The following is a 22,551-nucleotide window of genomic DNA, read 5'->3' on the forward strand; positions in this document are numbered from 1 at the left end:
GCGCGCTCCCACGACGGATGGCCCACGACAGAAGGTCGGCGAGGCGAAGGTGAGCAGAAAGACGGCGACGCCGGAAACCGAGATCGTCCTGAGCGACGACTGGATGCGCCCGCCAGGCAACCTGGAGGCGGAGCTGCGCAACCGGGGGGCCCGGCGCGGGGTGCTGACGCTCCTGCGCTCGCCGCTGGCGCGGCGGATCATCCTGTTCAACATGCTGGCGCTGGTGCTGCTGGCCGCGGGGGTGCTGTTCACCAACCCCTTCCGCGATACCCTGCTGCGCCAGCACGAAACGGCGCTGCGCGCGCAGGCCGAGGCGCTGTCGGATATCCTGGCGGCCTCCGACGGCCCGGCGCGGGTGCGCGCGCTTGCGGCGCTGCGCCTGCCCATGGAAACCGAGGTGATGCTGATCGACCCGGCCGGCGAGGTGGTCTTTCGCCATGCCGGGGGTGACCAGGTCAGCAGGGCCGACCCGCCGCGCCGGACGGTGATCAGCGACGCGCTTGAGGCGCTCTGGTCGGGGTTCGCGGCGATTGCACCCCCGCCCAGCCCGCCGCCCGAGGATGCCACGGTGATCGCCGATCTGTTGCCCGCCGCGCGCGGTGGCGCCACCGCCAGCCGCGTTGTCCAGCAGGGCGCGCAGTTACGGATGCTGGTTGCCGTCCCGATCGGCGCCGGCGGCGAGGCGACCTCGGTGTTGGTCCTGCGGCAGGTTCCGCGCGCGCTGTCGCTGACCCTGCGCGCCGAGCGCGAGCAGGTCCTGCAGATGTTCGTCGTCGCCTTTCTGGTCTCCGTCGGTCTGAGCCTGGTGCTGGCCTCCACCATCGCGAATCCGCTGTCGGATCTGGCCACCGCCGCCGAACTGGGGCGCGATCGGCAGGTGCGCCGGATCAGCCCCGAGCGCGTGCGCATTCCCGACCTGGCCGGCCGCCCCGACGAGATCGGGCGGCTTTCGGTCGCCATGCGCGGCATGGTTTCGGCGCTCTACGACCGAATCGACGCGAACGAGCAATTCGCGGCCGACGTCGCGCACGAGATCAAGAACCCCCTCGCAAGCCTGCGCTCGGCCGTCGGCGCGCTGCGGATGACCAAGCGCGAGGACCAGATCGTGCGCCTGCTGGACGTGATCGAGCATGACGTGCGCCGCATCGACCGGCTGATCTCGGATACGTCGAACGCGTCGCGCCTCGACAGCGAACTGGTCAAGGAGACCGAGGAAACCTTCGATCTGTGCGGGACGCTGGAGGCGCTGAGCCGCCACCTGGCCCAAGAAGCCGAGGCGCAGGGCATCGAGTTTGTCATCGAGATGCCCGCGGAGCCGGTGATGATCCAGGGCCTGGAGGCGCGTCTGGCGCAGGTCTTCGTCAACCTGATCTCGAACGCGATCTCGTTCAGCCAGTCGGGGGACGTGGTGCGCGTCTGGGCGCGCAAGCGGGCGAACCGCGCGCTGGTGGTGGTCGAGGATACCGGTCCGGGCATCCCCGAAGCCGCGCTCGACAAGATCTTCAAGCGCTTCTATTCGGAACGCCCCGAAAGCCAGTTCGGCAACCACTCGGGGCTGGGTCTGGCGATTTCCAAGCAGATCGTCGAGGCCCATGGCGGCGTCATCTGGGCCGAGAACATCCGCGCCGCCGACGCCGCGGCGGACTCGCCGCCGCTGGGCGCGCGCTTCGTCGTCGGACTGCCGCTATGAGGGGGCCGCGCGCATGAGACCGCGATGACGATCCTGCATGCTTCTGCCGTGGCCTTCGGGCGGGGGGGCGGCATCCTGATCCTAGGGTCGTCGGGCACGGGGAAATCGACGCTGGCGCTGCGGCTGATCGCGACCGGCGCGCAGCTTGTCGCCGATGACCGGACCATCGTGATCGCGCGGGGCGGGCAGCTCTTTGCGCGCGCACCGCGCCCCATCGCCGGGCTGATTGAGGCGCGCGGCACGGGCCTCGTGCGGCTTCTGCCGTTGCGGCTGGCCCGGCTGCGGCTGATCGTTGATCTGAACGCCCCGCCCGCCCGTATGCCTGAGGGAGCGACGCGCGATCTCGAAGGTGTGACACTTCCGCTACTGCCCGCGGGGGCTGGGGATGCTTTCCCTGCTGCGTTGCGGCATTATGTTGTGGAACTGAGTCGCAGGGCGTGAACGGAGGCGCCTTTACATGTCCCAGATTGCCGAACGCGCCGCCGGCGTGGTGCTGGTCACCGGACCTTCCGGCGCCGGGCGGTCTTCGGCGATCAACGTGCTGGAGGATCTGGGCTTCGAGGCGATCGACAACCTGCCGCTGTCGCTGATCCCGCGCCTTCTGGATGGCCCGCCGCTGCCGCGCCCACTGGCGCTGGGGGTCGATGTGCGCAACCGGGACTTCTCGTCCAGCGCGATGATCGAGCTTGTGGACCGGCTCCACCGCGCGGAAACCGTCGGCTGCGAGCTTCTCTATCTCGACTGCGACATCGACACGCTCTTGCGCCGTTTCTCGGAAACCCGAAGGCGGCATCCGCTAAGCCCCGACGACGCGCCGATTGTCGGGCTGCGGCGCGAGATGGAGTTTCTGGCCCCGGTCCGCGAACGCGCCGATGTGCTGATCGACACCTCGGCGCTGACGCCGCATCAGTTGCGGGCCGAACTGGCGCGCTGGTTCTCGCCGCCCTCAGGTCAGCCGATGGCGCTGCAGGTGCAGTCGTTTTCCTACAAGCGCGGGTTGCCGCGCGGTGTCGACATGGTCTTCGATTGCCGCTTCCTGGCCAATCCGCACTGGCAGCCTGCCCTGCGCGCGCGCGACGGCCGCGACGCCGAGGTCGTTGCCCATATCGAGGCCGACCCGCGTTTTTCGCCGTTTTTCGACCGTGTGCACGAACTGTTGGCATCTTTGCTCGATGCTTTCGTGGAAGAGGGCAAGACGAGTCTGACGGTCGCTTTCGGCTGTACCGGGGGAAAGCACAGATCCGTGGCAATGGCTGAAAAGATGGCGCAGACGCTTGCCGAGCAGGGCTGGCGGGTGTCAAAGAGGCACAGGGAACTGGAGCGGCAGTCGCTTGCCTCTCCGGTCGCGAAAACGGGATCAGGGACGTGATCGGCATTGTCATTGTCGCGCATGGCGGACTGGCGCGCGAGTATCTCGCCGCGGTCGAGCATGTCGTCGGCAAGCAGGAAGGTATCCGGGCCATCGCGATCGAGTACGATCACGACCGCGGCGAGAAGCAGGACGAGATCTGCCGCGCCGCCGACGAGGTCGACACGGGGCAGGGCGTGCTGGTGGTCACCGACATGTTCGGGGGATCGCCGTCGAACCTGTCGCTACCGGCCTGCATGCCGCCCAATCGCCGCATCCTTTATGGCGCCAACCTGCCGATGCTGATCAAGCTTGCCAAGTCGCGCAATTTCACGGTAGCCGAGGCCACCGCGCTGGCGCTGGAGGCTGGGCGCAAGTACATCAACTGCATCGAGGTGTCGGGCGGGCGCGGCGTCTGAGGCGGCGCCGGTGGGGGAAGTCGATTGAGCGCCGAACGCATCCTGAAGATCGTCAACGAGAAGGGGCTGCATGCCCGGGCCTCGGCCAGGTTCGTCGAGGTGGTCGAGAAGTTCGACGCCGAGGCCGAGGTCGAGAAGGACGGGATGAGCGTTTCGGGCGATTCGATCATGGGTCTTCTGATGCTCGCCGCCTCGCGCGGGACCGAGATCGTGGTGCGCACCGAAGGCGCGCAGGCCGAGGCGCTGATGGACGCGCTGGCCGCGCTGGTCGAGGACCGCTTCGGCGAGGGGTTCTGAGAGCGCCATGGGCCCTTTCGGACGACCTTCGGGCCGGTCGCGGCCCGTGCAGGCGTCCGCATGCGGACGCTTTGGCAAGGCCATGATTTCATTGGCGTAATCGACGCCGTTAACCGCAATGAAATGTTTGGCATGGCTCCACGGTCGAGGTCCGCGCGAACCTTTCATTGCGGTTAACGGCCCGAAATTTCAGTACATAATCAATGCCTTGCCGGTCTGCTCACGCGTGAGCACCCCTCGCGCGTCCGGCGTCCGATCCGGGCGGGGATCGCCCCCCGGGCCGGCCTTTCAGCGCGTCGGCACCGGGGTCTCGCCGCGGTAGTCGTAGAAGCCGCGCTTGGTCTTGCGGCCCAGCCAGCCGGCCTCGACATACTTGGTCAGCAGCGGGCAGGGGCGGTATTTCGTGTCCGCCAGACCGTCGTGCAGGACGTTCATGATCGCAAGGCAGGTGTCGAGCCCGATGAAATCGGCCAGCTCCAGCGGCCCCATCGGATGGTTCGCACCCAGCTTCAGCGACTCGTCGATGGACCGGACATTCCCGACGCCTTCGTAAAGCGTATAGACCGCCTCGTTGATCATCGGCATCAGGATGCGGTTGACGATGAAGGCGGGGAAATCCTCGGCGCTGGCCGCGGTCTTTTCCAGCTTCTCGACCACCTTGATCATGGTCTGATAGGTGGCGTCGTCGGTGGCGATGCCGCGGATCAGTTCCACCAGCTGCATCACCGGCACCGGGTTCATGAAGTGGAACCCCATGAACTTTTCCGGCCGGTCGGTCCGGCTGGCCAGCCGCGTGATCGAGATCGACGAGGTGTTCGAGGTCAGGATCGTGGTCGGCTTCAGATGCGGCAGCAGATCCTCGAAGATCGCCTGCTTGACCGTCTCGCGCTCGGTCGCGGCCTCGATGATCAGGTCGGACGGGCCGAGGTCGGTCAGCGTGGTCGTGGTCTTGATGCGGGCCAACGCGGCGTCGCGGTCCTTGGCGCTGAGCTTCTCGCGGCTGACCTGCCGATCGAGGTTTCGCTCGATCAACGCCATCGCCTTTTCCAGTGCCTCCTGGCTGATATCGGTCATCAGCACGTCGAACCCGGCCACTGCGAAGACATGCGCGATGCCGTTGCCCATCTGGCCCGCGCCCACGACGCCCACGGTCTTGATGTCCATTACTGTCCCCATCTTCAACTGCGCCAGACCTTATGCGCCCACGCGCGGCAGGCGCAAGCCCAAGCGGGCCGTCGTTCCGCGGTTCCGCTTTGTCGGCGCGGGAAGTTGCGGTAGACTGTTGGGGATCAACCGAAAGGCGGCGCCATGCAGATCGTCGCGCTCGACGGGGCGAAACTTCTCGCGCTCATGCTCGCCGGCGGCATCTTCGCGCTGGCGGGCCTGTGGCTCATGTTCCGCCCACAGCCGGCCGGGGAAGCGGCGCGGATCGAGCTTTTCGGCTTGAAGTTTCAGGCGAGTTCGGCAGGCCTGTTAGTCTTCCTGATTGGCGCGTTATTCTTGGCGGTGCCAATCTTTGTGCCCGAGAAGCCGGCGTCGACGGGTGCCCAGGCGCGCGCCGGGGTGGGGGGCACCGGCTTACAGACGGACGAGTCGGGGACTGGCGAAGGCCAGAGGGCGATCATCCTGCCCGGCGGCGCCGAGGCCGCTGAGAGCGAGCCGAACGACACGATCCATGAAGCAAATCAGATCATGCTAGGCGTGTATTATTCCGGCAATCTCACACCTTCTCGAAACGATAGCCGCGATTGGTTCGTATTCGACACCGCCGAACTTCACGGTCAGGAAGTGGATATAAAGATAAGGAGCCTCGCGCAGAACAACATATGCAAAGCTTCCGCCCATGATGATCGCGAGCAGCTCATTGCGACCTGGGATTTTCCAAGGGAAGGAAGTTCGAACTACCGACGAGTCTTTGTTGGCAACGCCGCACACATGTTTGTCCGGATCTTCAACGACTACAACTATTCCTGCCGCTACGAACTTCGAATTGATCGGACCCCCGAGTAAACCGGGGGTCCGATGGAGCGTGGTTCAGCCGAGCTTTTCCGTCAGTTCCGGCACGATCTGGAACAGGTCGCCCACCAGGCCGTAGTCGGCGACCTGGAAGATCGGGGCTTCCTCGTCCTTGTTGATCGCGACGATGACCTTGCTGTCCTTCATCCCCGCCAGGTGCTGGATCGCGCCCGAGATGCCGACGGCGATGTAGAGGCTCGGCGCCACGACCTTGCCGGTCTGGCCGACCTGCCAGTCGTTCGGCGCGTAGCCCGAATCGACCGCCGCGCGAGAGGCGCCGACGGCGGCGCCCAGCTTGTCGGCCAGCTTCTCGATCATCTCGAAATTCTCTTCCGAGCCGACGCCGCGGCCGCCCGAGACGACGATGCCCGCGGAGGTGAGTTCCGGCCGGTCCGAGGCCGCGACCTTGTCCTCGACCCATTCGGTAAGGCCGGGATTGTCGGCGGCGCCGATCTCCTCGACCTCGGCCGAGCCGCCGTCGCCGGCGGCGTCGAAGGTCGAGGTGCGGATGGTCACGACCTTGACCTTGTCGGACGTCTTCACCGTCTGGAGCGCGTTGCCGGCGTAGATCGGGCGCTCGAACGTGTCGGCGTCGACGATGCCCGAGACATCCGAGATCACCATGACGTCGAGAAGGGCCGCGACGCGGGGCATGACGTTCTTGGCGTCCGTCGTCGCCGGGGCCATGATGTGGCTGTAGTCGCCGGCGAGGCTGACGATCAGCGCCGCGGTCGGTTCGGCGAGGCGGTGGCCGAGGCTCGCATCCTCGGCGCAGAGCACCTTGGCGACGCCCTCGATCTTCGCCGCCTCGGCCGCCGCCTCCTTGGCGCGCGCGCCGGCGCAGAGGACGGTGACATCGCCGAGTTGTTTCGCGGCGGTGACCGACTTGGCGGTGGCGTCGCGGTTCAGATGCCCGTCGGTGACTTCGCCCAGAAGAAGAACAGCCATCAGATCACCCCCGCTTCGTCTTTCAGTTTCGCGATCAGTTCGTCGACCGAGCCTACCTTGACCCCGGCCTTGCGCGTCGGCGGCTCGGCGGTCTTGACGATGCTCAGGCGCGGCGCGACGTCGACGCCGTAGTCATCGGGCGTCTTTTCGTCGAGCGGCTTCTTCTTGGCCTTCATGATGTTGGGAAGGCTTGCGTAGCGCGGCTCGTTCAGGCGCAGGTCGACGCTGACGATGCAGGGCATCTTGGCCTTGATGGTCTGCAGACCGCCATCGACCTCGCGCGTGACCAGGGCGTGGTCGCCCTCAATCGTCACTTCGGAGGCGAAGGTGGCCTGGCTCCAGCCCAGAAGGGCGGAGAGCATCTGGCCGGTGGCGTTCATGTCGTTATCGATCGCCTGCTTGCCGCAGATGACGAGGCCGGGCTCCTCCTCCTTCACCACCGCGGCGAGGAGCTTGGCGACGGCCAGGGGTTCGATGTCGGTGTGCACATCATCGGCGGCGACGATCAGGATGGCGCGGTCGGCGCCCATGGCGAGCGCGGTGCGCAGGGTTTCCTGCGCCTGCTTGACGCCGATGGAAACCGCGACGACCTCGGTGACCACGCCCTTTTCCTTCAGCCGGATCGCCTCTTCGACGGCGATCTCGTCAAAGGGGTTCATCGACATCTTGACGTTCGCCAGATCGACACCGCTGCCATCGCCCTTCACCCGGACCTTGACGTTGTAGTCGATCACCCGCTTCACAGGTACGAGTACCTTCATGGATGTCCTTCTCCTCTCTTCAGCCCCGCCGCCGACGGAAGGGCGCAAAAAATTCGCCCCCGCTTCCTAGCGCCTTCGGTGACTGGAAAACAGAGGGAATGCGACCGATTTCCGCGTCTCGACGCCGCGTTGGCGGGCAAGCGCGCTCATCGGTTCGCGCCGGGAACCCAGAGAATGTCTTCGGCGCCGTTGTCGTTGGCGACGCGACCGGCGACGAAGAGCCAGTCGGAAAGCCGGTTCAGATAGCGCAGCGCGGGCGGATTGACGTCCTCGGCGCGCGACAACTCCACCGTGAGGCGTTCGGCCCGGCGGCATATGGTGCGCGCAAGGTGCAGGTGCGCCGCCAGCGCCGATCCGCCCGGAAGGATGAAGCTGCGCAGCGGTTGCAGGTTCGCGTTCATCGCGTCGATTTCGGCCTCCAGCCGGTCGACCTGCGCGTCGATCATGCGCAGGGGGGTGTAGCCGGCCTCGGAATCCTTGGCGATGTCGGGGCGGCAGAGGTCGGCGCCCAGATCGAAGAGGTCGTTCTGGATACGGGCGATCATCCCGGACAAGTCGCCCTCGGCGTGGAGCCGCGCGAGGCCGAGGGTCGAATTCAGCTCGTCCACGGTGCCGTAGGCGTCGACCCGCGGCGCGAATTTCGGTACCCGCGCGCCGTTTCCGAGCGCCGTCTCGCCCTTGTCGCCGGTGCGGGTGTAGATGCGATTGAGTACGACCATGTGTTCAGCCCCTTGTCTTGAACCAGGCGAAAGCCACGATCAGGATCACCGCCACGAACTGCGCGCCCAGCCGCCAGCGCATCAGCCGGTTGGCGTTGCGCCGGTTGAACTCGCCGCCCCGGGCAAAGCTGCCGATGCCGAAGACGAGGATCCCCAGCACCGCGATCGAGGCGATCTCGGCGACGATGAACAGTGGGTCTGACAGAAGCATGCGCCCCCCTTTCCGTGGCGTCGATATAGCCGGCGCCGCGGTCATTGCCAGCCCCGCCTAGACCCGGGCGAGCAGCCTGTCCAGTACCGACAGGGGAAGTAGCCGCATTAGCGCGGCCATCGCCCAGGTCGGTACGGTGACGAAATAGCGCCGGCGCGGGCGCGGACTTTCCAGCGCATGGATCAGCTTGCGCGTGACCGCGGCCGGCGGCAGTTCGAACCGGTCCGGGCCGGTGTCCGCATAGAGCCGCTGGAGCAGCCTGTCGCGGTATTGCCCGGCGCGGGGACTGGCCTGCCAGTCGATCCAGCGTTCGAACTGCGCACGGGCGTTGATACGGAAGCGGGTGCTGATCGGACCGGGTTCGATCAGGATGATCTTCAGCGGTGTGTCGCGCATCTCCATCCGCAGGACATGCGTCAGCCCCTCGAGCGCGAATTTTGTCGCGACGTAGGCGCCGCGCCAGGGCATCGGCGTGAAGCCCAGAACAGAGGAGCAATGAACGATCCGGCCTTGCCCCTGCGCCCGCATCACCGGGATCACGCGGCGGGTGAGGTCGTGCCAACCGAAAAGATTGGCCTCGAATATCGCGCGGAGCGCGTCGGTGGGCAGATCCTCGACCGCGCCGGGTGTGGCGAAAGCCCCGTTGTTGAAGAGCGCATCGAGACGCCCGCCGGTCGCCGCCAGCACTTCGGCGAGGCCGGTGTCGATGCTTTCGGGGTCGGCATGGTCGATGCGCGGGCTTTCCAGCCCTTCGGCGCGCAGGCGGTCGCAATCCTCGGCCTTGCGGCAGGCGGCGAAGACACGCCAGCCGCGCGCGGCCATCGTCCGTGCGGCATCGAGCCCGATGCCCGAGGAACAGCCGGTGATCAGCAGGACGCGTGCGCCCGGCCGCTCAGCCGGCATTCCGCTTTGCCCAGGTCTCGAGCTTGCGGTAGATCGTCGAGGCCGCGACATCGAGTTCGCGCGCGGCCTTCGGCACCGAGCCGTCGTGGCGTTGAAGCGTATCCTCGATCACCATCCGCTCGATCTCGGCCAGCGTGCGGCCGGCGAAGGGGCTCTGGCCCGGGCGCGCGGCCGATGCCGGGTCGGTTTCGGTGCCGGGGGGCGCCTCCCGGCGATCCTCGGCCAGAAGCTCGGGTGGCAGCATGTCCACGGTGACGACCGGACCGTCGTTGAGCACGACGACATTGCGCAGCACGTTGATCAACTGGCGCACGTTTCCGGGCCAGGGCAGCCGACGGAAAAGCGACTTCACCTCGTTGTCGAGGCCGGTGAAGGCGTGCCCCTCTTCCTGTCCCATGTCGGCGAGCAGGCGTTCGGCGATCTCGTTCACGTCCTCGCCACGGGCGCGCAACGGGGGCATGTGGATCGGCACGACATGCAGGCGGTAGTAGAGATCCTCGCGGAAGTTGCCGGCGCGCACCTCGTCCAGGGGATGGCGGTTCGTGGCGCAGACGATGCGCACGTCGATCTTGCGCGGTTTCGTGGCACCCACCGGCGTGATCGTCGAGGTCTGCAGGAAGCGCAGCAGCTTCGTCTGCAGGTTGAGGTCCATCTCGCAGATCTCGTCCAGAAAGAGCGTGCCGCCGTCCGCGGCCGCCGCCGCGCCGATCTTGTCCGAGATCGCGCCGGTGAACGAGCCGCGCAGATGGCCGAAAACCTCGGATTCCAGCAGATCCACGGGGATCGCGCCGCAATTGAGCGCGATGAAGGGGCCATGACCGCGCGCCGAGAGACGGTGCACGGCATCGGCGGCCAGCTCCTTGCCGGTGCCGCTTTCGCCGGTGATGAAGACCGTGGCCATCGACCGCGCGACCGAGCGGATCTTGTCATAGATCGCCTTCATGGAGGTCGACCGGCCGATGAAGGGGTCCAGCGCGGTGGCGTCGGCCGCGGGTGTCCGGGCCTGCGGCGCATGGCTCAGCGAGCGGCGCGCATTCTCGATCGCCGCCAGAAGGCGCTGGTCGTCGAAGGGTTTGACAAGAAACTCGTGCGCGCCGGCGCGCATCATCTCGACCGCCTTGTTGATCGAGCCATGGGCCGTGATCACGATGACGCAGGTCTGCGGGGCCTTGCCCAGCATGTAGCGCATCACGTCAAGGCCGGTCCCGTCGGGCAGCATCAGGTCGAGCAGAACGACCGAGGGACGCAGCCGGTCGAAGGCATCGCGGCCCTCCGCGGCGGTGCCGCAGACCTCGGCCTTGAAGCCGGCGCGGTCAAGCGCCGCGGCATAGATCATCTGCAGCGACGGGGTATCCTCGACCAGCAGGATCGTGTCGGAGTGATCAGGTGCGTCGCTCATGGATTTCCGGGTCAGGAGCGGGCTCCGTCGGCAAAACTCGCCAGGCTGTTCAGCACGACGCGGATCTCGCCCCGCACAGGTGCGCTGAAATCACCGAGTTCCGCCGAGACCACCGTATCGGCGGCGACGTTGAGGCGCAGCGCAAGGTTTGCCAGCCGGTGGGCGCCGATTGTCGCCGCAAGCCCCTTCAGTTCATGCGCCGCAGCGCCCACGCCGCGGGTGCTTTCCCCGTCCAGCGCGTCCGAGATGCGGCGAAAGTCATCCAGCAGTTGCGACAGGAGCGCCTGCTTGAGCGTCGCATCGCCGATGTCCAGGATCTGGTTCAGAACGGCCGGATCGATGGCGGTTCCAGACGTCCGGTCAGCGTGGGTCATGGCAAGAAGATCATCCATCATGAAACCGGAACAGGCTTGGGGTCTGGAACAAAGACAGCTTGAGCGGAATCCGCAGCACAATCAAGGGATGAATCGCACAACCTACGGAAATGTTCCGACCTGTGTTGGGAGTGGCTCCTCATGCGGGTGTTCGGGCATAGCCGATCGTCGCCAGGGCGGCGGCGATCTCGTCCAGGATCGCCGGATCGTCGATGGTGGCGGGAACCTTGGGGTCCTTGCCGTCGGCGACCTGGGCCATGGTTGCCCGGAGGATCTTGCCGGATCGGGTCTTTGGCAGGCGGTCGACCACGACGGCCAGCTTGAACGCCGCCACCGGGCCGATCCGGTCGCGGACGAGGGCCACGCAGTCCTTCACCACGGCCGCGGGATCCTTGGTCGCGCCCTTGTTGAGGCAGAGAAACCCGAGCGGCAACTGCCCCTTGAGATCATCCGCGACCCCGATCACGGCGCATTCGCCGACATCCGGGTGACTGGCCAGCACCTCTTCGATGGCGCCGGTCGAGAGACGGTGGCCCGCGACGTTGATGACATCGTCGGTGCGCGCCATGATGTAGAGGTAGCCGTCCTCATCGATATGGCCGGCGTCGCCGGTCTCGTAATATCCGGGGAAGGTCGCGAGGTAGGATTTCACGAAGCGCGCCTCGGCCTGCCAGAGGTTCGGAAGCGTACCCGGTGGCAAGGGCAGCTTGATCGCGATCGCCCCCAGTTCGTTGGGTTTCACCGGGTTGCCGGCCTCGTTCAGCACCTGAACGTCGTAGCCGGGCATCGGGACCGACGGCGAGCCCACCTTGATCGGCAACGGCTCGAACCCCTGTGGGTTGCCGCAGATCGGCCAGCCTGTCTCGGTCTGCCACCAGTGATCGACGACCGGAACCTGCAGCTTTTCCTGCGCCCAGTGAACGGTATCGGGGTCGGCGCGCTCGCCCGCAAGGTAGAGCGAGCGGAGGCACGACAGGTCGTAGTCCTTGACCAGCGCGCCTGCGGGATCCTCGCGCTTGATGGCGCGGAAGGCGGTGGGTGCGGTGAAGAAGCTGACAACGCCGTATTCCTCGATGATCCGCCAGAAGGTCCCGGCGTCGGGCGTGCCGACAGGCTTGCCCTCGAACACGATGGTGGTGGCGCCGTGGAGCAGTGGGGCGTAGACGATATAGCTGTGGCCGACGACCCAGCCCACGTCCGAGGCGGTCCAGAACACCTCGCCTGGATTGACGTTGTAGTGGTTCTTCATCGTCCAGGCGAGCGCGACGAGGTAGCCGGCGGTGGCCCGGATCACGCCCTTCGGTTGTCCGGTCGTGCCCGAGGTATAGAGGATATAGAGCGGGTGATCGCCCTCGACCGGGACGCAGTCGGCCGGTTCCACGCCGTGTTGGCAGGCGTGCCAGTCAAGATCGCGGCCCTCGGTCAGTTGCGCCACTTCCTGCTCGCGCTGGTAGATCACGCAGAAATCGGGCTTGTGCGCGGCCATGTCGATCGCGCCGTCCAGAAGCGGCTTGTAGTGCACCACGCGGCCGGGCTCGATCCCGCAGGAGGCGGCGATGATCGCGCGGGGCTTCGCGTCGTCGATCCGGGTGGCGAGTTCGCGCGCGGCAAATCCTCCGAAAACCACCGAATGGATCGCGCCAAGCCGCGCGCAGGCGAGCATCGCCTCAAGCGCCTGCGGGATCATCGGCATGTAGATGACCACGCGGTCGCCCTTGGTGACGCCGCGCGCCTTCAAGGCCCCGGCGAGCGACGCGACACGGTCGCGGAGTTCGCGATAGGTGTAGGTCTGCTTGGTGTGCGTCACCGGGCTGTCGTAGATCAGCGCCGTCTGTTCGGCTCGCCCGCCTTCGACGTGGCGATCAAGCGCGTTCCAGCAAGCGTTCAGCTTTGAGTTCTTGAACCACTCGTAGATTGGCGCACGATTTGTGAAGAGCGCCTGTTTCGGCGCTTCGATCCAGTCGATGGCGCGCGCCTGTTCCAGCCAGAAACCCTCGGGGTCCTCGATCGAACGGCGGTGCAGATCGGCATAGCGCATGGGCGTCCCTCCTCCTCGGCGTCGCCATCGTGTTACGCTACGTCGCGGTCATCCTGCAACGCTGTTACCGGATGACAGTCGCGCCGCACCTGCAAAAGAGTTGCAGAATCTTCGGTACGGAGGCGCATATTCTGCAAAGCCGCCGCCGTGCAAAGGTCCTGCGCCGCGACGGCGCGCAGTTTGCAAATCAAGCTTGCGGCGAGAGGCGTCAGCCGTAGTGTGCGACCGGCGTGCCGGCTATCGCGGCCATGTTCAGAAGCCCGCGCGCAGTGATCGACGGCGTCACGACATGCGCACGGTTGCCCATCCCCATCAGGATCGGCCCGACCTCCAGCCCGCCTGCGCGCATCTTGAGCGTGTTGCGCACCGCCGAGGCGGCATCGGTCGAGGCGAAGATGAGCACATTCGCCGGGTCGGTGAAGCGGGCATTGGGAAACATGCGCGCGCGCAGTTCGGGGTCGAGAGCGGCATCGACCGTCATCTCCCCCTCGTAGGCGAAATCGGGGGCGTTGGCGTCGAGGATTTCGAGCGCGCGACGCATCCGACGACCGGACGAGGTGTCGAGATTGCCGAATTGCGAATTCGAGCAGAGCGCGATGTTCGGCTCGATCCCGAAGCGCCGCACATGCCGCGCCGCGCCGACGACCGCTTCGGCGATCTCCTCCGGCGTCGGTTCGGGGTGCACCTGCGTGTCCGCGATGAAAAGGTTGCCCTCCGGCTGCAGCATCAGGCTCAGCGCGCCGACCGGGTGCATCCCGTCGCGTCCAAGGATCTGGGTCACGTAGTTCAGATGCCACAGGAACTGACCGAAGGTGCCGCAGACCAGGCTGTCGGCTTCACCGCGATGAACCATGACGGCACCGATGGCGGTGGTGTTGGTGCGCATCACCGCGCGGGCGATGTCGGGGGTGACGCCGCGCCGTTCCATGAGGGCGTGATAGGTTTCCCAGTATTCGCGGTAGCGCGGATCGTTTTCAGGGTTCACGATGTCGAAATCGACCCCCGGGCGGATACTCAGTCCAGCGCGTTCGCAGCGCTGTGCGACGACTTCGGGGCGGCCGATCAGGATTGGCACTTCGGTCGTCTCCTCGAGGATCGCATGCGCGGCGCGTAGCACACGCTCTTCCTCGCCCTCAGCGAAGACGATGCGGCGAGATGCCTGGCGCGCGGCCTCGAAGACGGGGCGCATGATCATGGCCGAACGGAAGACCGATGCGTCAAGCGACTGCTTGTAGGCCTCCAGATCGGGCAGGGGACGCGCTGCGACCCCGGATTCCATTGCGGCGGAGGCGACCGCGCTGGCGACCACGCCCATAAGCCGCGGATCGAACGGCTTGGGGATCAGGTAGTCGGCGCCGAAGCTGAGTTGTTCGCCCTTGTAGGCCGCGGCGGCCTCGGCCGAGGTGGTGGCTCTGGCGAGTGCGGCAATCCCCTCGATACAGGCGATCTGCATGTCGTCGTTGATTTCGGTCGCGCCGACGTCAAGCGCGCCGCGGAAGATGAACGGAAAGCAAAGGACGTTGTTCACCTGGTTCGGGAAATCCGACCGACCGGTGGCGATGATCGCATCCGGCACGGCCGCGCGGGCGGCATCGGGCATGATCTCGGGCGTCGGGTTTGCCAGCGCGAACACGATGGGCCGGGAGGCCATGCGCTTGACGAGTTCGACCGACAGCACACCGGGCCCTGAAAGCCCGAGGAAGAGGTCGGCACCGTCGATCACATCCTCAAGGTTTCGCTTGTCCGTGGGTTGTGCAAAGGCCGCCTTCTGCGGGTTCATGTCGATCTCGCGGCCCTCATAGACCAGGCCATGCAGATCGCAGAGCCAGACATTCTCGCGTTTGACACCGAGCTTGAGCAGCATGTTCAGGCAGGCGATGCCGGCGGCGCCGCCGCCGGTCGAGACAATTCGAATATCCGCGAAATTTTTCCCGGCGATGTGCAATGCATTGGTCGCCGCCGCGCCCACTACGATCGCTGTGCCGTGCTGGTCGTCATGGAAGACCGGAATGCCCATACGCTCGCGGCAGATCTTCTCGACGATGAAGCAGTCGGGCGCCTTGATGTCTTCCAGATTGATCGCGCCGAAGGTGGGCTCCAGCGCGCAGACGATCTGGGCCAGGCGCTCGGGGTCGCTTTCGTTCAATTCGATGTCGAAGCAGTCTATGTTGGCGAACTTCTTGAACAGAACCGCCTTGCCCTCCATCACCGGCTTCGACGCCAGCGCCCCGATATTGCCGAGGCCCAGCACCGCCGTCCCGTTCGTGACAACCGCCACGAGATTGGCGCGAGAGGTGTAGCGCGCGGCCGTTGCAGGGTCCGCCTTTATTTCCAGACAGGCTTCGGCGACGCCGGGTGAATAGGCGCGGGCAAGATCGCGACCGGTCGCCAGCGGCTTGGTCGCCCGGATCTCTAGCTTACCGGGGCGTGGGAACTCGTGATAATCCAGCGCGGTCTGACGAAAGACGTCGGCGCGTGGATCGGGACGGTTCTGCGGGCGATCCTCGGACATTGGCGGTCTCCTCCTGCCGGCCGGTCAAGAAGATCAAGGTTAAGTGACCGCCGGCCTCCGGCATAGCCCCAATCCGGCGGGTGGTGCAACCGTCGCCAACTCAGGGGGTTGCAACGGACGCGACAGAGTTTCAGACTTCTTCCTGCCCCGTTTCGCCGGAGATCCGCATGACGCTTTCCGATGCCGCCCGCGCCGTTCGCGAAAACGCCTATGCGCCCTATTCCGGTTTCAAGGTCGGTGCCGCGGTCCGGTCCGCTTCGGGCCGCATCCACACCGGCTGCAATGTCGAAAACGCGGCCTATCCGCAGGGCACCTGCGCCGAGGCCGGAGCGATCGCGGCGATGGTGGCAGCGGGTGATACGCGGATTTCCGAGGTCTTCGTGATCGCCGATGCGGCCGAACCGGTACCGCCCTGCGGAGGGTGCCGGCAGAAACTGAGCGAATTTGCCGGTGCGGAGGTGCCGGTCACGATGGCGACGACGGGCGGTCGGACGCTGACCGTGCCGCTGGGAGACTTGCTGCCCTATGCTTTCGACTCCGGTCGAATGGCCGGCGAATGACCGCGCCGGCGCGTCTGATCGCGGCGTTGCGCGACGGACGGGTGCCAGAGGGCGAGGCGTTGTCCGGCTTCGTGCGGGGACTGGTCGATGGCTCGGTCACCGATGCGCAGGCGGGCGCGTTTGCCATGGCGGTCTGCCTGAAGGGGTTGGGCCGGGCGGGCCGCGTCGCGCTGACCGAGGCGATGCGCGACAGCGGGCGCGTCATGGACTGGGCGCTGCCGGGTCCGGTCGTCGACAAGCACTCGACTGGCGGGATCGGGGATGCCGTGTCGCTGTTGCTGGCCCCAGCGCTTGCGGCCTGTGGCGCGTATGTGCCGATGATTTCGGGCCGCGGGCTGGGGCATGCCGGCGGCACGCTCGACAAGCTCGAGGCGATCCCCGGTTTTCGGACGCAGTTTGACCCCGCCGAGTTCAGGCAGTTGGTCAGCGCCCAGGGTGCGGCGATCGTCGCAGCCAGCGTCGATGTCGCGCCCGCCGACCGGCGACTCTATGCGATACGGGATGTGACCGGGACGGTGGAAAGCATCGACCTGATCACCGCGTCGATCCTGTCGAAGAAGCTCGCCGCGGGGCTGGATGCGCTGGTGCTTGATGTGAAGGTTGGCTCTGGCGCTTTCTTCGCGGGCATGGAGGACGCGCGCGCGCTGGCGCGGGCGCTTTGCGACACGGCGAACGGGGCGGGCTGCAAGACCGCCGCGCTGATTACCGAAATGAGCCAGCCTTTGATCCCGGCGGCGGGGAACGCGCTGGAGGTCGCCGCAGTGATGGAGAATTTCGCCGATCCCAAGGCACATCCGGCGCTGACCGAGGTGACCGTGGCCCTTGGCGGCGAGGCGCTGGCGCTTGCCGGACTGGCGGTGGACGCGAATGCTGGCGGCGCAATGATCCAGGGGGTCCTTGCGGACGGGCGCGCGGGCGAGCGATGGGGCGAAATGGTCGCGGCCCAGGGCGGGCCGTCCGATTTCCTGTCAAACTGGCGCGACCAGCTTCCCGTCGCGCGATTGGTGCGTCCTTTCGTGGCGCGCGAGGCGGGGATCGTGGCCGCCATCGATGGGCGCGCACTGGGGTATGCGGTCATCGGCCTGGGCGGTGGGCGCAGGATCGAAACCGACAGGATCGATCCTGCCGTGGGTCTTTCCGCCATTGCCCGGATCGGCGATAGCGTCGCGGTGGGCGATCCGATCTGCCTGATCCATGCCGCAGATGAGGCGGGCTTGGCGGCGGCAGAGGCCGAGCTTGCAGGCGCCTTCACGCTGGCAGAGACAGCCGTCGCGCCGCCGCTGGTTCACGAGCGCATCGCATGAGCCGCGCATTCCTCATTGTCCTCGATTCCGTCGGTTGCGGCGGGGCACCTGACGCGGCCGATTTCGGTGATGCGGGCGCCAACACCCTGGGGCACATCGCCGAGGCCTGCGCGGCCGGACGGGCCGACGCGGGGCGATCGGGCCCCTTGCGGATGCCGTTCCTCGACCGTTTGGGGCTGGGGCGGGCGATCGAGTTGGCTTCGGGGATCAACCCGCCGGGGCTGGGCATCGAACCCGCGGGTCTTTGGGGCGCGGCGACCGAGGTATCGCGCGGCAAGGACACGCCCTCAGGGCACTGGGAACTGGCGGGCGTTCCGGTGCCCTGGAACTGGACTTACTTCCCGCAGGCCTTACCGGCGTTCAACGCTGACCTGGTGGCACAGGTCTGCGGGCTGGCAGGGACCGAAGGCATACTGGGCAATCGCCACGCCGCAGGTATCGCGATCATGAACGAACTCGGTGCCGAGCATCTGCGTACCGGTTGGCCGATCTGCTACACCTCGGCGGACAGCGTCTTCCAGATCGCCGCGCATGAAGAGGCATTTGGGCTTGACCGGCTATACGCGCTTTGCGCGGGGCTTGCGCCGGGGTTGCATGGGCGTCGGGTCGGCAGGGTGATTGCGCGCCCGTTCGTCGGCAGCGCCGAAGCCGGGTTCATCCGCACCGGCAACCGGCGGGACTACGCGATTGCGCCGCCGGAACCGACGCTTCTGGACTGGGCGCGCAACGAGAAGAGAGCGGTCCACACCATCGGCAAGATCGCCGACATCTTCGCGCATCGGGCGGTCGGGCAGGTCCACAAGGGACAGTCGGACAGCGACCTGATCGGGCATCTGCAGCGGCTGGCGCTTGAAGCCGAACCCGGCTCGCTGACCTTCTGCAACCTTGTCGAGTTCGACAGCAACTACGGTCATCCGCGGGACGTGGCCGGCTACGCCCGCGCGCTGGAGGCATTCGACGTCGAGGCAGGCGCGTTCCTGTCGCGGCTGGGTCCGGGGGATCTGGCGATCTTCACCGCAGATCACGGCAACGATCCGACCTGGCACGGGACCGACCATACGCGCGAACGCGTGCCGGTGCTGGCCTGGGGCTACGGGGCGGGGCGGATCGGGCAATGCGCCTTTGTCGATGTCGCGGCGTCGGTCGCGGCGCATCTGGGCCTGGCTGCGCGCGGACCCGGTCGCAGCTTCCTGCCGGAGAGAGACCCGTGAAGTCGTGGCGCGGGCGGGCGCCTTTGGCTGGACAGGGGCGGATTTCCAAGCCATCAACCGCTGCGGCGACGGCCCACGACGCCGTGACCCGATAGTGACCGATCGAACGCCTGGAGGCCCCCGCATGAGCGACCATCTGACCGTTGTCGACCACCCGCTGGTCCAGCACAAGCTGACCATCATGCGCGACAAGACCACCTCGACCGCGAAGTTCCGCCAGCTTCTGCGCGAGGTCAGCATGCTGCTGGCCTATGAGGTGACGCGCCGGATGGAGATGACGACGCAGCGGATCGAGACGCCGATCCAGCCGATGGACGCGCCGATCATCGCCGGCCGGAAGCTGGCGCTGGTGTCGATCCTGCGGGCGGGCAACGGGTTGCTGGACGGGATACTGGAACTGGTGCCGTCGGCGCGCGTGGGGTTCATCGGGCTCTACCGCGACCCCGAGACGCTGCAGCCGGTGCAGTATTACTGCAAGCTGCCGTCGGAGTTGGACGAGCGGCTGGTCATCGTGGTCGATCCGATGCTGGCCACCGGCAATTCCTCGGCCGCGGCGGTCGATCTGCTGAAGCAGGCGGGGGCGCAGAACATCCGGTTCCTGTGCCTGCTGGCGGCGCCCGAGGGGGTGAAGCGGATGAAAGAGGCGCATCCCGACGTGCCGATCGTGACCGCCGCGCTGGACGAGCGGCTGAACGATCATGGCTATATCGTGCCGGGGCTGGGCGATGCCGGTGACCGGATGTTCGGCACGAAATAGAGGCGATCCGGGGCCCGACCGACGGGCACGCGGGTGCCCGGAAGGTGCCAGATGCGGCGATGCTCAAGCTTGAGCAATCGCGTAACTATCTGACAAAAAAAGAAAAGCGAAAAAATCTTAACCGGATTTCAACCCTTTGCGACGGCTTGAAAGCCGGCCTTGTCAGCGCGCGGTGGTCTGGCAGATCTGCGTCAGTGTCAGCCATTCCCCGTCGCTGAGAAGCGGCGCCTGATCGGTGGGTGCGGGGGTGTCGGCCAGCGCGCGGGTCAGGGCCTCGAACCCCGGGGGCAGCGAGACCGCGAACGCCGCGGGCGAGACGCCGATTGCGGCGAAGCGTTCGGCCAGGTACGGCGCATCGGCGGGCGGGCGGCTGGCGGCAAAGCGCTGCGCGGCATAGCCCGCCAGCGCCGGGTCGGGCAGATTGCCGGTGATCAGCAGCCGGAAGGTGGCCAGCGTCCCGGCATGGGAGAGCACGTCGCGCATCGGGTCACGGGTCAGAAGCGCGTGTTCCTCGGCCAGAAGGTAGCCGGCCAGCGCCTCGGCGCTGTCCAGCCGGTCGAGCAGGCGGGCGTCGATGACGACCAGGCGTCCGGGCAGATGCGCCGATCCGAAGGCCGCGCCGCCGGAAAGGACCGCGACGGTGAAGCCGGGACCCAGCACCCGCAGCCGCAGCGTGGTCAGCGCCTGCCGCCCGGCCGGATCGGTGCAGAGGCGCGGCCCGCCGTCGGCCAGCGTCAGATCGGCCAGCGCGGCGCGGCCGACCTCGGCGCGCTTGGCGGGGGGTACGATGGCGGCTGTGTGATCGACCAGCGCCGGCGGCATCCACAACCAGGCGGCCAGCGCGACCGCCAGGATCGACAGGCCGACGAGCAGCTTGCGCAGGTGGCGCAGCCGGACGCGGGGCCGCAGCGCGGCGCGGATCGTCTCGAACGCCTCGATCAGGGTCAGGTCGTCGATCTCGATGATCTCAGAGGCTTCGTCAGGACCCGCGGCGTAGACCGCGGGTTCGCGACCCGGATTGAGCCGCACCAGCGCCGGCAGCGACCAATGGCTGACGATCGCGCCCGAGCGGCTGTCGGTGATCACCAGGCTGGACTTGCCGAGCGAGATCACGACGTCGCGTCGTTGCGCGTCCGGGTCGGCGCGCCAGACCGCGGGGCCTTCCAGCCGCTTGTATTTCTTCAGCGCCGTCATTGCCTGCGTCCGCGCCTTTTCCTGTGCGCTTGCTGCCCGTCTGTCCGCCTCACATTAGCCCAGCGTCGCGCCCGCCGCTACTGCCCGCACGCCAAGGTGGTGCTGAAAACCCGCGATTGACGCGGACGACCCGCCCCGTTCCGGCCTGCTTGCCGACATGCCTAACACGTAGGGGCCGCGTGGATACCGGGTGCCTGCGTTGCGCGCGCGGGTGCGGCCGCTTGCGCAACGGCGCGGCGGCGATCAGCCCGGCGTGCCGACCAGCGCGCGCGCCTTCTCGCGCAGTTCGAATTTCTGGATCTTGCCGGTCGAGGTCTTGGGCAATTCGCAGAAGACCACCGCCTTGGGTGTCTTGAACCCGGCGAGGCTGTTGCGGCAGAAGGCGATCAGTGCGTCGGCGTCGACGGTGGCGCCGTCCTTCAGTTCGACGAAGGCGCAAGGTACCTCGCCCCATTTTTCGTCGGGCTTGGCGACGACGGCGGCCAACATGACGGCGGGGTGTTTCATCAGGATGCCCTCGACCTCGACCGAACTGACATTCTCGCCGCCCGAGATGATGATGTCCTTGGCGCGATCCGCGATCTTGATGTAGCCGTCGGGATGGCGGTAGGCGATGTCGCCCGAGTGGAAGTAGCCGCCGTCGAAGGCCGCGCGCGTGGCCTCGGGGTTCTTGTAGTAGCCCTTCATCACGCCGTTGCCGCGGTGCATGATCTCGCCCAGGCTCGCGCCGTCGCGCGGGGTGGGGGTCAGGTCGGGGGCGGTGACGGTGACGTCGTCCATGAAGGGCATGGCGACGCCGGTGCGCGCCTTGACGGCGGCGCGGTCGTCGGGGGGCAGGGTGTCGAAGCCGTCATGCCAAGTGCATTCGGTGGCCGGCCCGTAGGTCTCGGTCAGGCCGTAGACCTGCGTCACGTTGAAGCCCAGGGGTTCGATCGCGGCGAGCGTCGCGGCGGCGGGGGGCGCGCCGGCGGTGAAGACCTCGACCACGTGGTCGAAGGGCAGGCGGTCCGCGGGTTTCGCGTTGATGATCGTGTTGAGCACGATGGGCGCGCCGCCGAAATGCGTGGCCTTTTCGCCCGCAATGGCCTGGTAGATGCCGGCCGCGGTGATGTCGCGCAGGCAGATCATGGTGCCGCCCAGCAGGGGCAGCATCCAGGGGTGGCACCAGGCGTTGCAGTGAAACATCGGCACGATGGTCAGGTAGCGGGGGTAAAGCACCATGCGCCAGCTGACCACCTGTCCCATCGCCGCCAGATAGGCGCCGCGGTGGTGGTAGACCACGCCCTTCGGCCGCCCGGTCGTGCCGGATGTGTAGTTGAGCGCGAGGCTTTCCCATTCGTCCTGCGGCATCTGCCAGGCAAAACCGGGATCGCTGGCGGCCAGCAAATCCTCATACGTCCGGTGGCGGCCGGAGGGGGCGAAGCCCGCCTCCGCATCCGGCCATTCGATCAGCGTCGGCGGGTCGGCGCGGTCGGCGAGCGCGGCCTCGGCCAGGTCCAGGAAGGCGGTATCGACGATCACCACTTTCGCCCCGCCGTGGTCGAAAATGTAGCGTACGGTGTCCACGTCCAGCCGCGTGTTGATCGCGTTCAGCACCGCGCCGCAGGCGGGGACGCCGAAATGCGCCTCGGCGTGCGGCGGTACGTTGGGCAGGATGGTTGCCACGACATCGCCGGGGCGCACGCCGAGACCGGCCAGGCCCGAGGCCAGCCGGCTGACGCGGGCGCGGTAATCGGCGTAGGTTCGCCGCGTGGCGCCGTAGACCATCGCCTCGCGGTCCGCGAAGATGTCGGCGGCGCGCGCCAGGAACGACAGCGGCGTCAGCGGCGTGTAGTTGGCCGCGCATTTCTCCAGCCCCGTCTCGTCCGCCAGCCAGCCCATGTCGCCCCC

At 67.0% G+C, this 22,551-nt stretch carries 22 protein-coding genes; 10 read left to right on the plus strand and 12 right to left on the minus strand.

All coding sequences use genetic code 11. The annotated features are described in order from the left end of the window. Positions 1-103: 103 nt before the first annotated feature. Genes IM708_RS00175 through IM708_RS00195 form a run of 5 tightly spaced genes read left to right on the plus strand, consistent with a single transcriptional unit; the run spans position 104 to position 3,754 of the window. Positions 104-1,690 (plus strand): sensor histidine kinase, encoded by a 1,587-nt coding sequence (locus IM708_RS00175; RefSeq protein WP_209424588.1) that lies wholly within the window; start codon positions 104-106, stop codon positions 1,688-1,690. A gap of 24 nt (positions 1,691-1,714) precedes the next feature. Then, a complete protein-coding gene (locus tag IM708_RS00180) occupies positions 1,715-2,131 on the plus strand; it encodes a serine kinase (protein ID WP_209424280.1) in 417 nt (138 codons plus the stop codon). 16 nt (positions 2,132-2,147) lie between these two features. Then, positions 2,148-3,059, plus strand: coding sequence for an RNase adapter RapZ (rapZ, locus tag IM708_RS00185; protein ID WP_209424281.1), 912 nt, complete (start codon positions 2,148-2,150; stop codon positions 3,057-3,059). Continuing rightward, positions 3,056-3,457 carry a PTS fructose transporter subunit IIA gene (locus tag IM708_RS00190; protein ID WP_209424282.1) on the plus strand — a complete coding sequence of 134 codons (402 nt, stop codon included), beginning with the start codon at positions 3,056-3,058 and terminating at the stop codon, positions 3,455-3,457. The genes rapZ and IM708_RS00190 overlap by 4 nt, the downstream gene beginning before the upstream one ends. Before the next feature lie 24 nt (positions 3,458-3,481). Next, a complete protein-coding gene (locus IM708_RS00195; RefSeq protein WP_209424283.1) occupies positions 3,482-3,754 on the plus strand; it encodes an HPr family phosphocarrier protein in 273 nt (90 codons plus the stop codon). Positions 3,755-4,042: 288 nt separating this feature from the next. On the opposite strand, the gene IM708_RS00200 is transcribed toward IM708_RS00195, so the two are convergent. Beyond that, positions 4,043-4,918 carry a 3-hydroxybutyryl-CoA dehydrogenase gene (locus IM708_RS00200; RefSeq protein ID WP_209424284.1) on the minus strand — a complete coding sequence of 292 codons (876 nt, stop codon included), beginning with the start codon at positions 4,916-4,918 and terminating at the stop codon, positions 4,043-4,045. 144 nt (positions 4,919-5,062) lie between these two features. Between IM708_RS00200 and IM708_RS00205 the strand changes: the two genes are divergently transcribed. Then, on the plus strand, positions 5,063-5,764 hold the full coding sequence (locus tag IM708_RS00205) for a hypothetical protein (protein ID WP_209424285.1): 702 nt from the start codon (positions 5,063-5,065) through the stop codon (positions 5,762-5,764). A gap of 24 nt (positions 5,765-5,788) precedes the next feature. Here the strand turns inward: IM708_RS00205 and IM708_RS00210 are convergent, their stop codons facing one another. From IM708_RS00210 to IM708_RS00250, 9 genes are all read right to left on the minus strand, one after another. Next, the gene (locus IM708_RS00210) at positions 5,789-6,718 is read right to left on the minus strand and encodes an electron transfer flavoprotein subunit alpha/FixB family protein (RefSeq protein WP_209424286.1); all 930 of its coding nucleotides are present in this window, start codon (positions 6,716-6,718) and stop codon (positions 5,789-5,791) included. After that, positions 6,718-7,479, minus strand: coding sequence for an electron transfer flavoprotein subunit beta/FixA family protein (locus tag IM708_RS00215; RefSeq protein ID WP_209424287.1), 762 nt, complete (start codon positions 7,477-7,479; stop codon positions 6,718-6,720). Before IM708_RS00215 ends, IM708_RS00210 begins: the two co-directional genes overlap by 1 nt. 146 nt (positions 7,480-7,625) lie before the next feature. Further along, positions 7,626-8,198, minus strand: coding sequence for a cob(I)yrinic acid a,c-diamide adenosyltransferase (locus IM708_RS00220; protein ID WP_209424288.1), 573 nt, complete (start codon positions 8,196-8,198; stop codon positions 7,626-7,628). A 4-nt stretch (positions 8,199-8,202) separates the two neighbouring features. Then, positions 8,203-8,409 (minus strand): twin transmembrane helix small protein, encoded by a 207-nt coding sequence (locus IM708_RS00225; RefSeq protein WP_209424289.1) that lies wholly within the window; start codon positions 8,407-8,409, stop codon positions 8,203-8,205. Between the two features lie 57 nt (positions 8,410-8,466). Further along, positions 8,467-9,312 carry an SDR family NAD(P)-dependent oxidoreductase gene (locus IM708_RS00230; RefSeq protein WP_209424290.1) on the minus strand — a complete coding sequence of 282 codons (846 nt, stop codon included), beginning with the start codon at positions 9,310-9,312 and terminating at the stop codon, positions 8,467-8,469. Continuing rightward, positions 9,302-10,711, minus strand: coding sequence for a sigma-54 dependent transcriptional regulator (locus IM708_RS00235; RefSeq protein ID WP_209424291.1), 1,410 nt, complete (start codon positions 10,709-10,711; stop codon positions 9,302-9,304). The genes IM708_RS00230 and IM708_RS00235 overlap by 11 nt, the downstream gene beginning before the upstream one ends. 11 nt (positions 10,712-10,722) lie before the next feature. Then, entirely contained in the window at positions 10,723-11,085 is a 363-nt protein-coding gene (locus IM708_RS00240) for an Hpt domain-containing protein (protein ID WP_209424292.1), read from the minus strand. A gap of 139 nt (positions 11,086-11,224) precedes the next feature. Next, a complete protein-coding gene (locus tag IM708_RS00245; RefSeq protein WP_209424293.1) occupies positions 11,225-13,123 on the minus strand; it encodes a propionyl-CoA synthetase in 1,899 nt (632 codons plus the stop codon). Between the two features lie 208 nt (positions 13,124-13,331). Then, positions 13,332-15,635, minus strand: a complete 2,304-nt coding sequence (locus IM708_RS00250) for an NADP-dependent malic enzyme (RefSeq protein ID WP_209424294.1) — start codon at positions 15,633-15,635, stop codon at positions 13,332-13,334. Positions 15,636-15,796: 161 nt separating this feature from the next. Between IM708_RS00250 and IM708_RS00255 the strand changes: the two genes are divergently transcribed. From IM708_RS00255 to upp, 4 genes are all read left to right on the plus strand, one after another. Next, the gene (locus IM708_RS00255) at positions 15,797-16,195 is read left to right on the plus strand and encodes a cytidine deaminase (protein ID WP_348524927.1); all 399 of its coding nucleotides are present in this window, start codon (positions 15,797-15,799) and stop codon (positions 16,193-16,195) included. Then, positions 16,192-17,499: a thymidine phosphorylase gene (locus tag IM708_RS00260; RefSeq protein WP_209424296.1), complete on the plus strand. Its 1,308-nt coding sequence runs from the start codon at positions 16,192-16,194 to the stop codon at positions 17,497-17,499. Before IM708_RS00255 ends, IM708_RS00260 begins: the two co-directional genes overlap by 4 nt. Beyond that, a complete protein-coding gene (locus IM708_RS00265; protein ID WP_209424297.1) occupies positions 17,496-18,710 on the plus strand; it encodes a phosphopentomutase in 1,215 nt (404 codons plus the stop codon). The genes IM708_RS00260 and IM708_RS00265 overlap by 4 nt, the downstream gene beginning before the upstream one ends. Before the next feature lie 124 nt (positions 18,711-18,834). Beyond that, positions 18,835-19,467, plus strand: coding sequence for a uracil phosphoribosyltransferase (gene upp / locus IM708_RS00270; RefSeq protein WP_209424298.1), 633 nt, complete (start codon positions 18,835-18,837; stop codon positions 19,465-19,467). A gap of 162 nt (positions 19,468-19,629) precedes the next feature. Here upp and IM708_RS00275 read toward each other — a convergent pair whose 3' ends face one another. Further along, positions 19,630-20,661, minus strand: coding sequence for a hypothetical protein (locus IM708_RS00275; protein WP_209424299.1), 1,032 nt, complete (start codon positions 20,659-20,661; stop codon positions 19,630-19,632). Between the two features lie 243 nt (positions 20,662-20,904). Beyond that, positions 20,905-22,542: an AMP-binding protein gene (locus IM708_RS00280; RefSeq protein ID WP_209424300.1), complete on the minus strand. Its 1,638-nt coding sequence runs from the start codon at positions 22,540-22,542 to the stop codon at positions 20,905-20,907. Positions 22,543-22,551 lie beyond the last annotated feature (9 nt).

The organism is Pararhodobacter sp. SW119, assembly GCF_017811755.1.
Classification (GTDB): Bacteria; Pseudomonadota; Alphaproteobacteria; order Rhodobacterales; family Rhodobacteraceae; genus Pararhodobacter.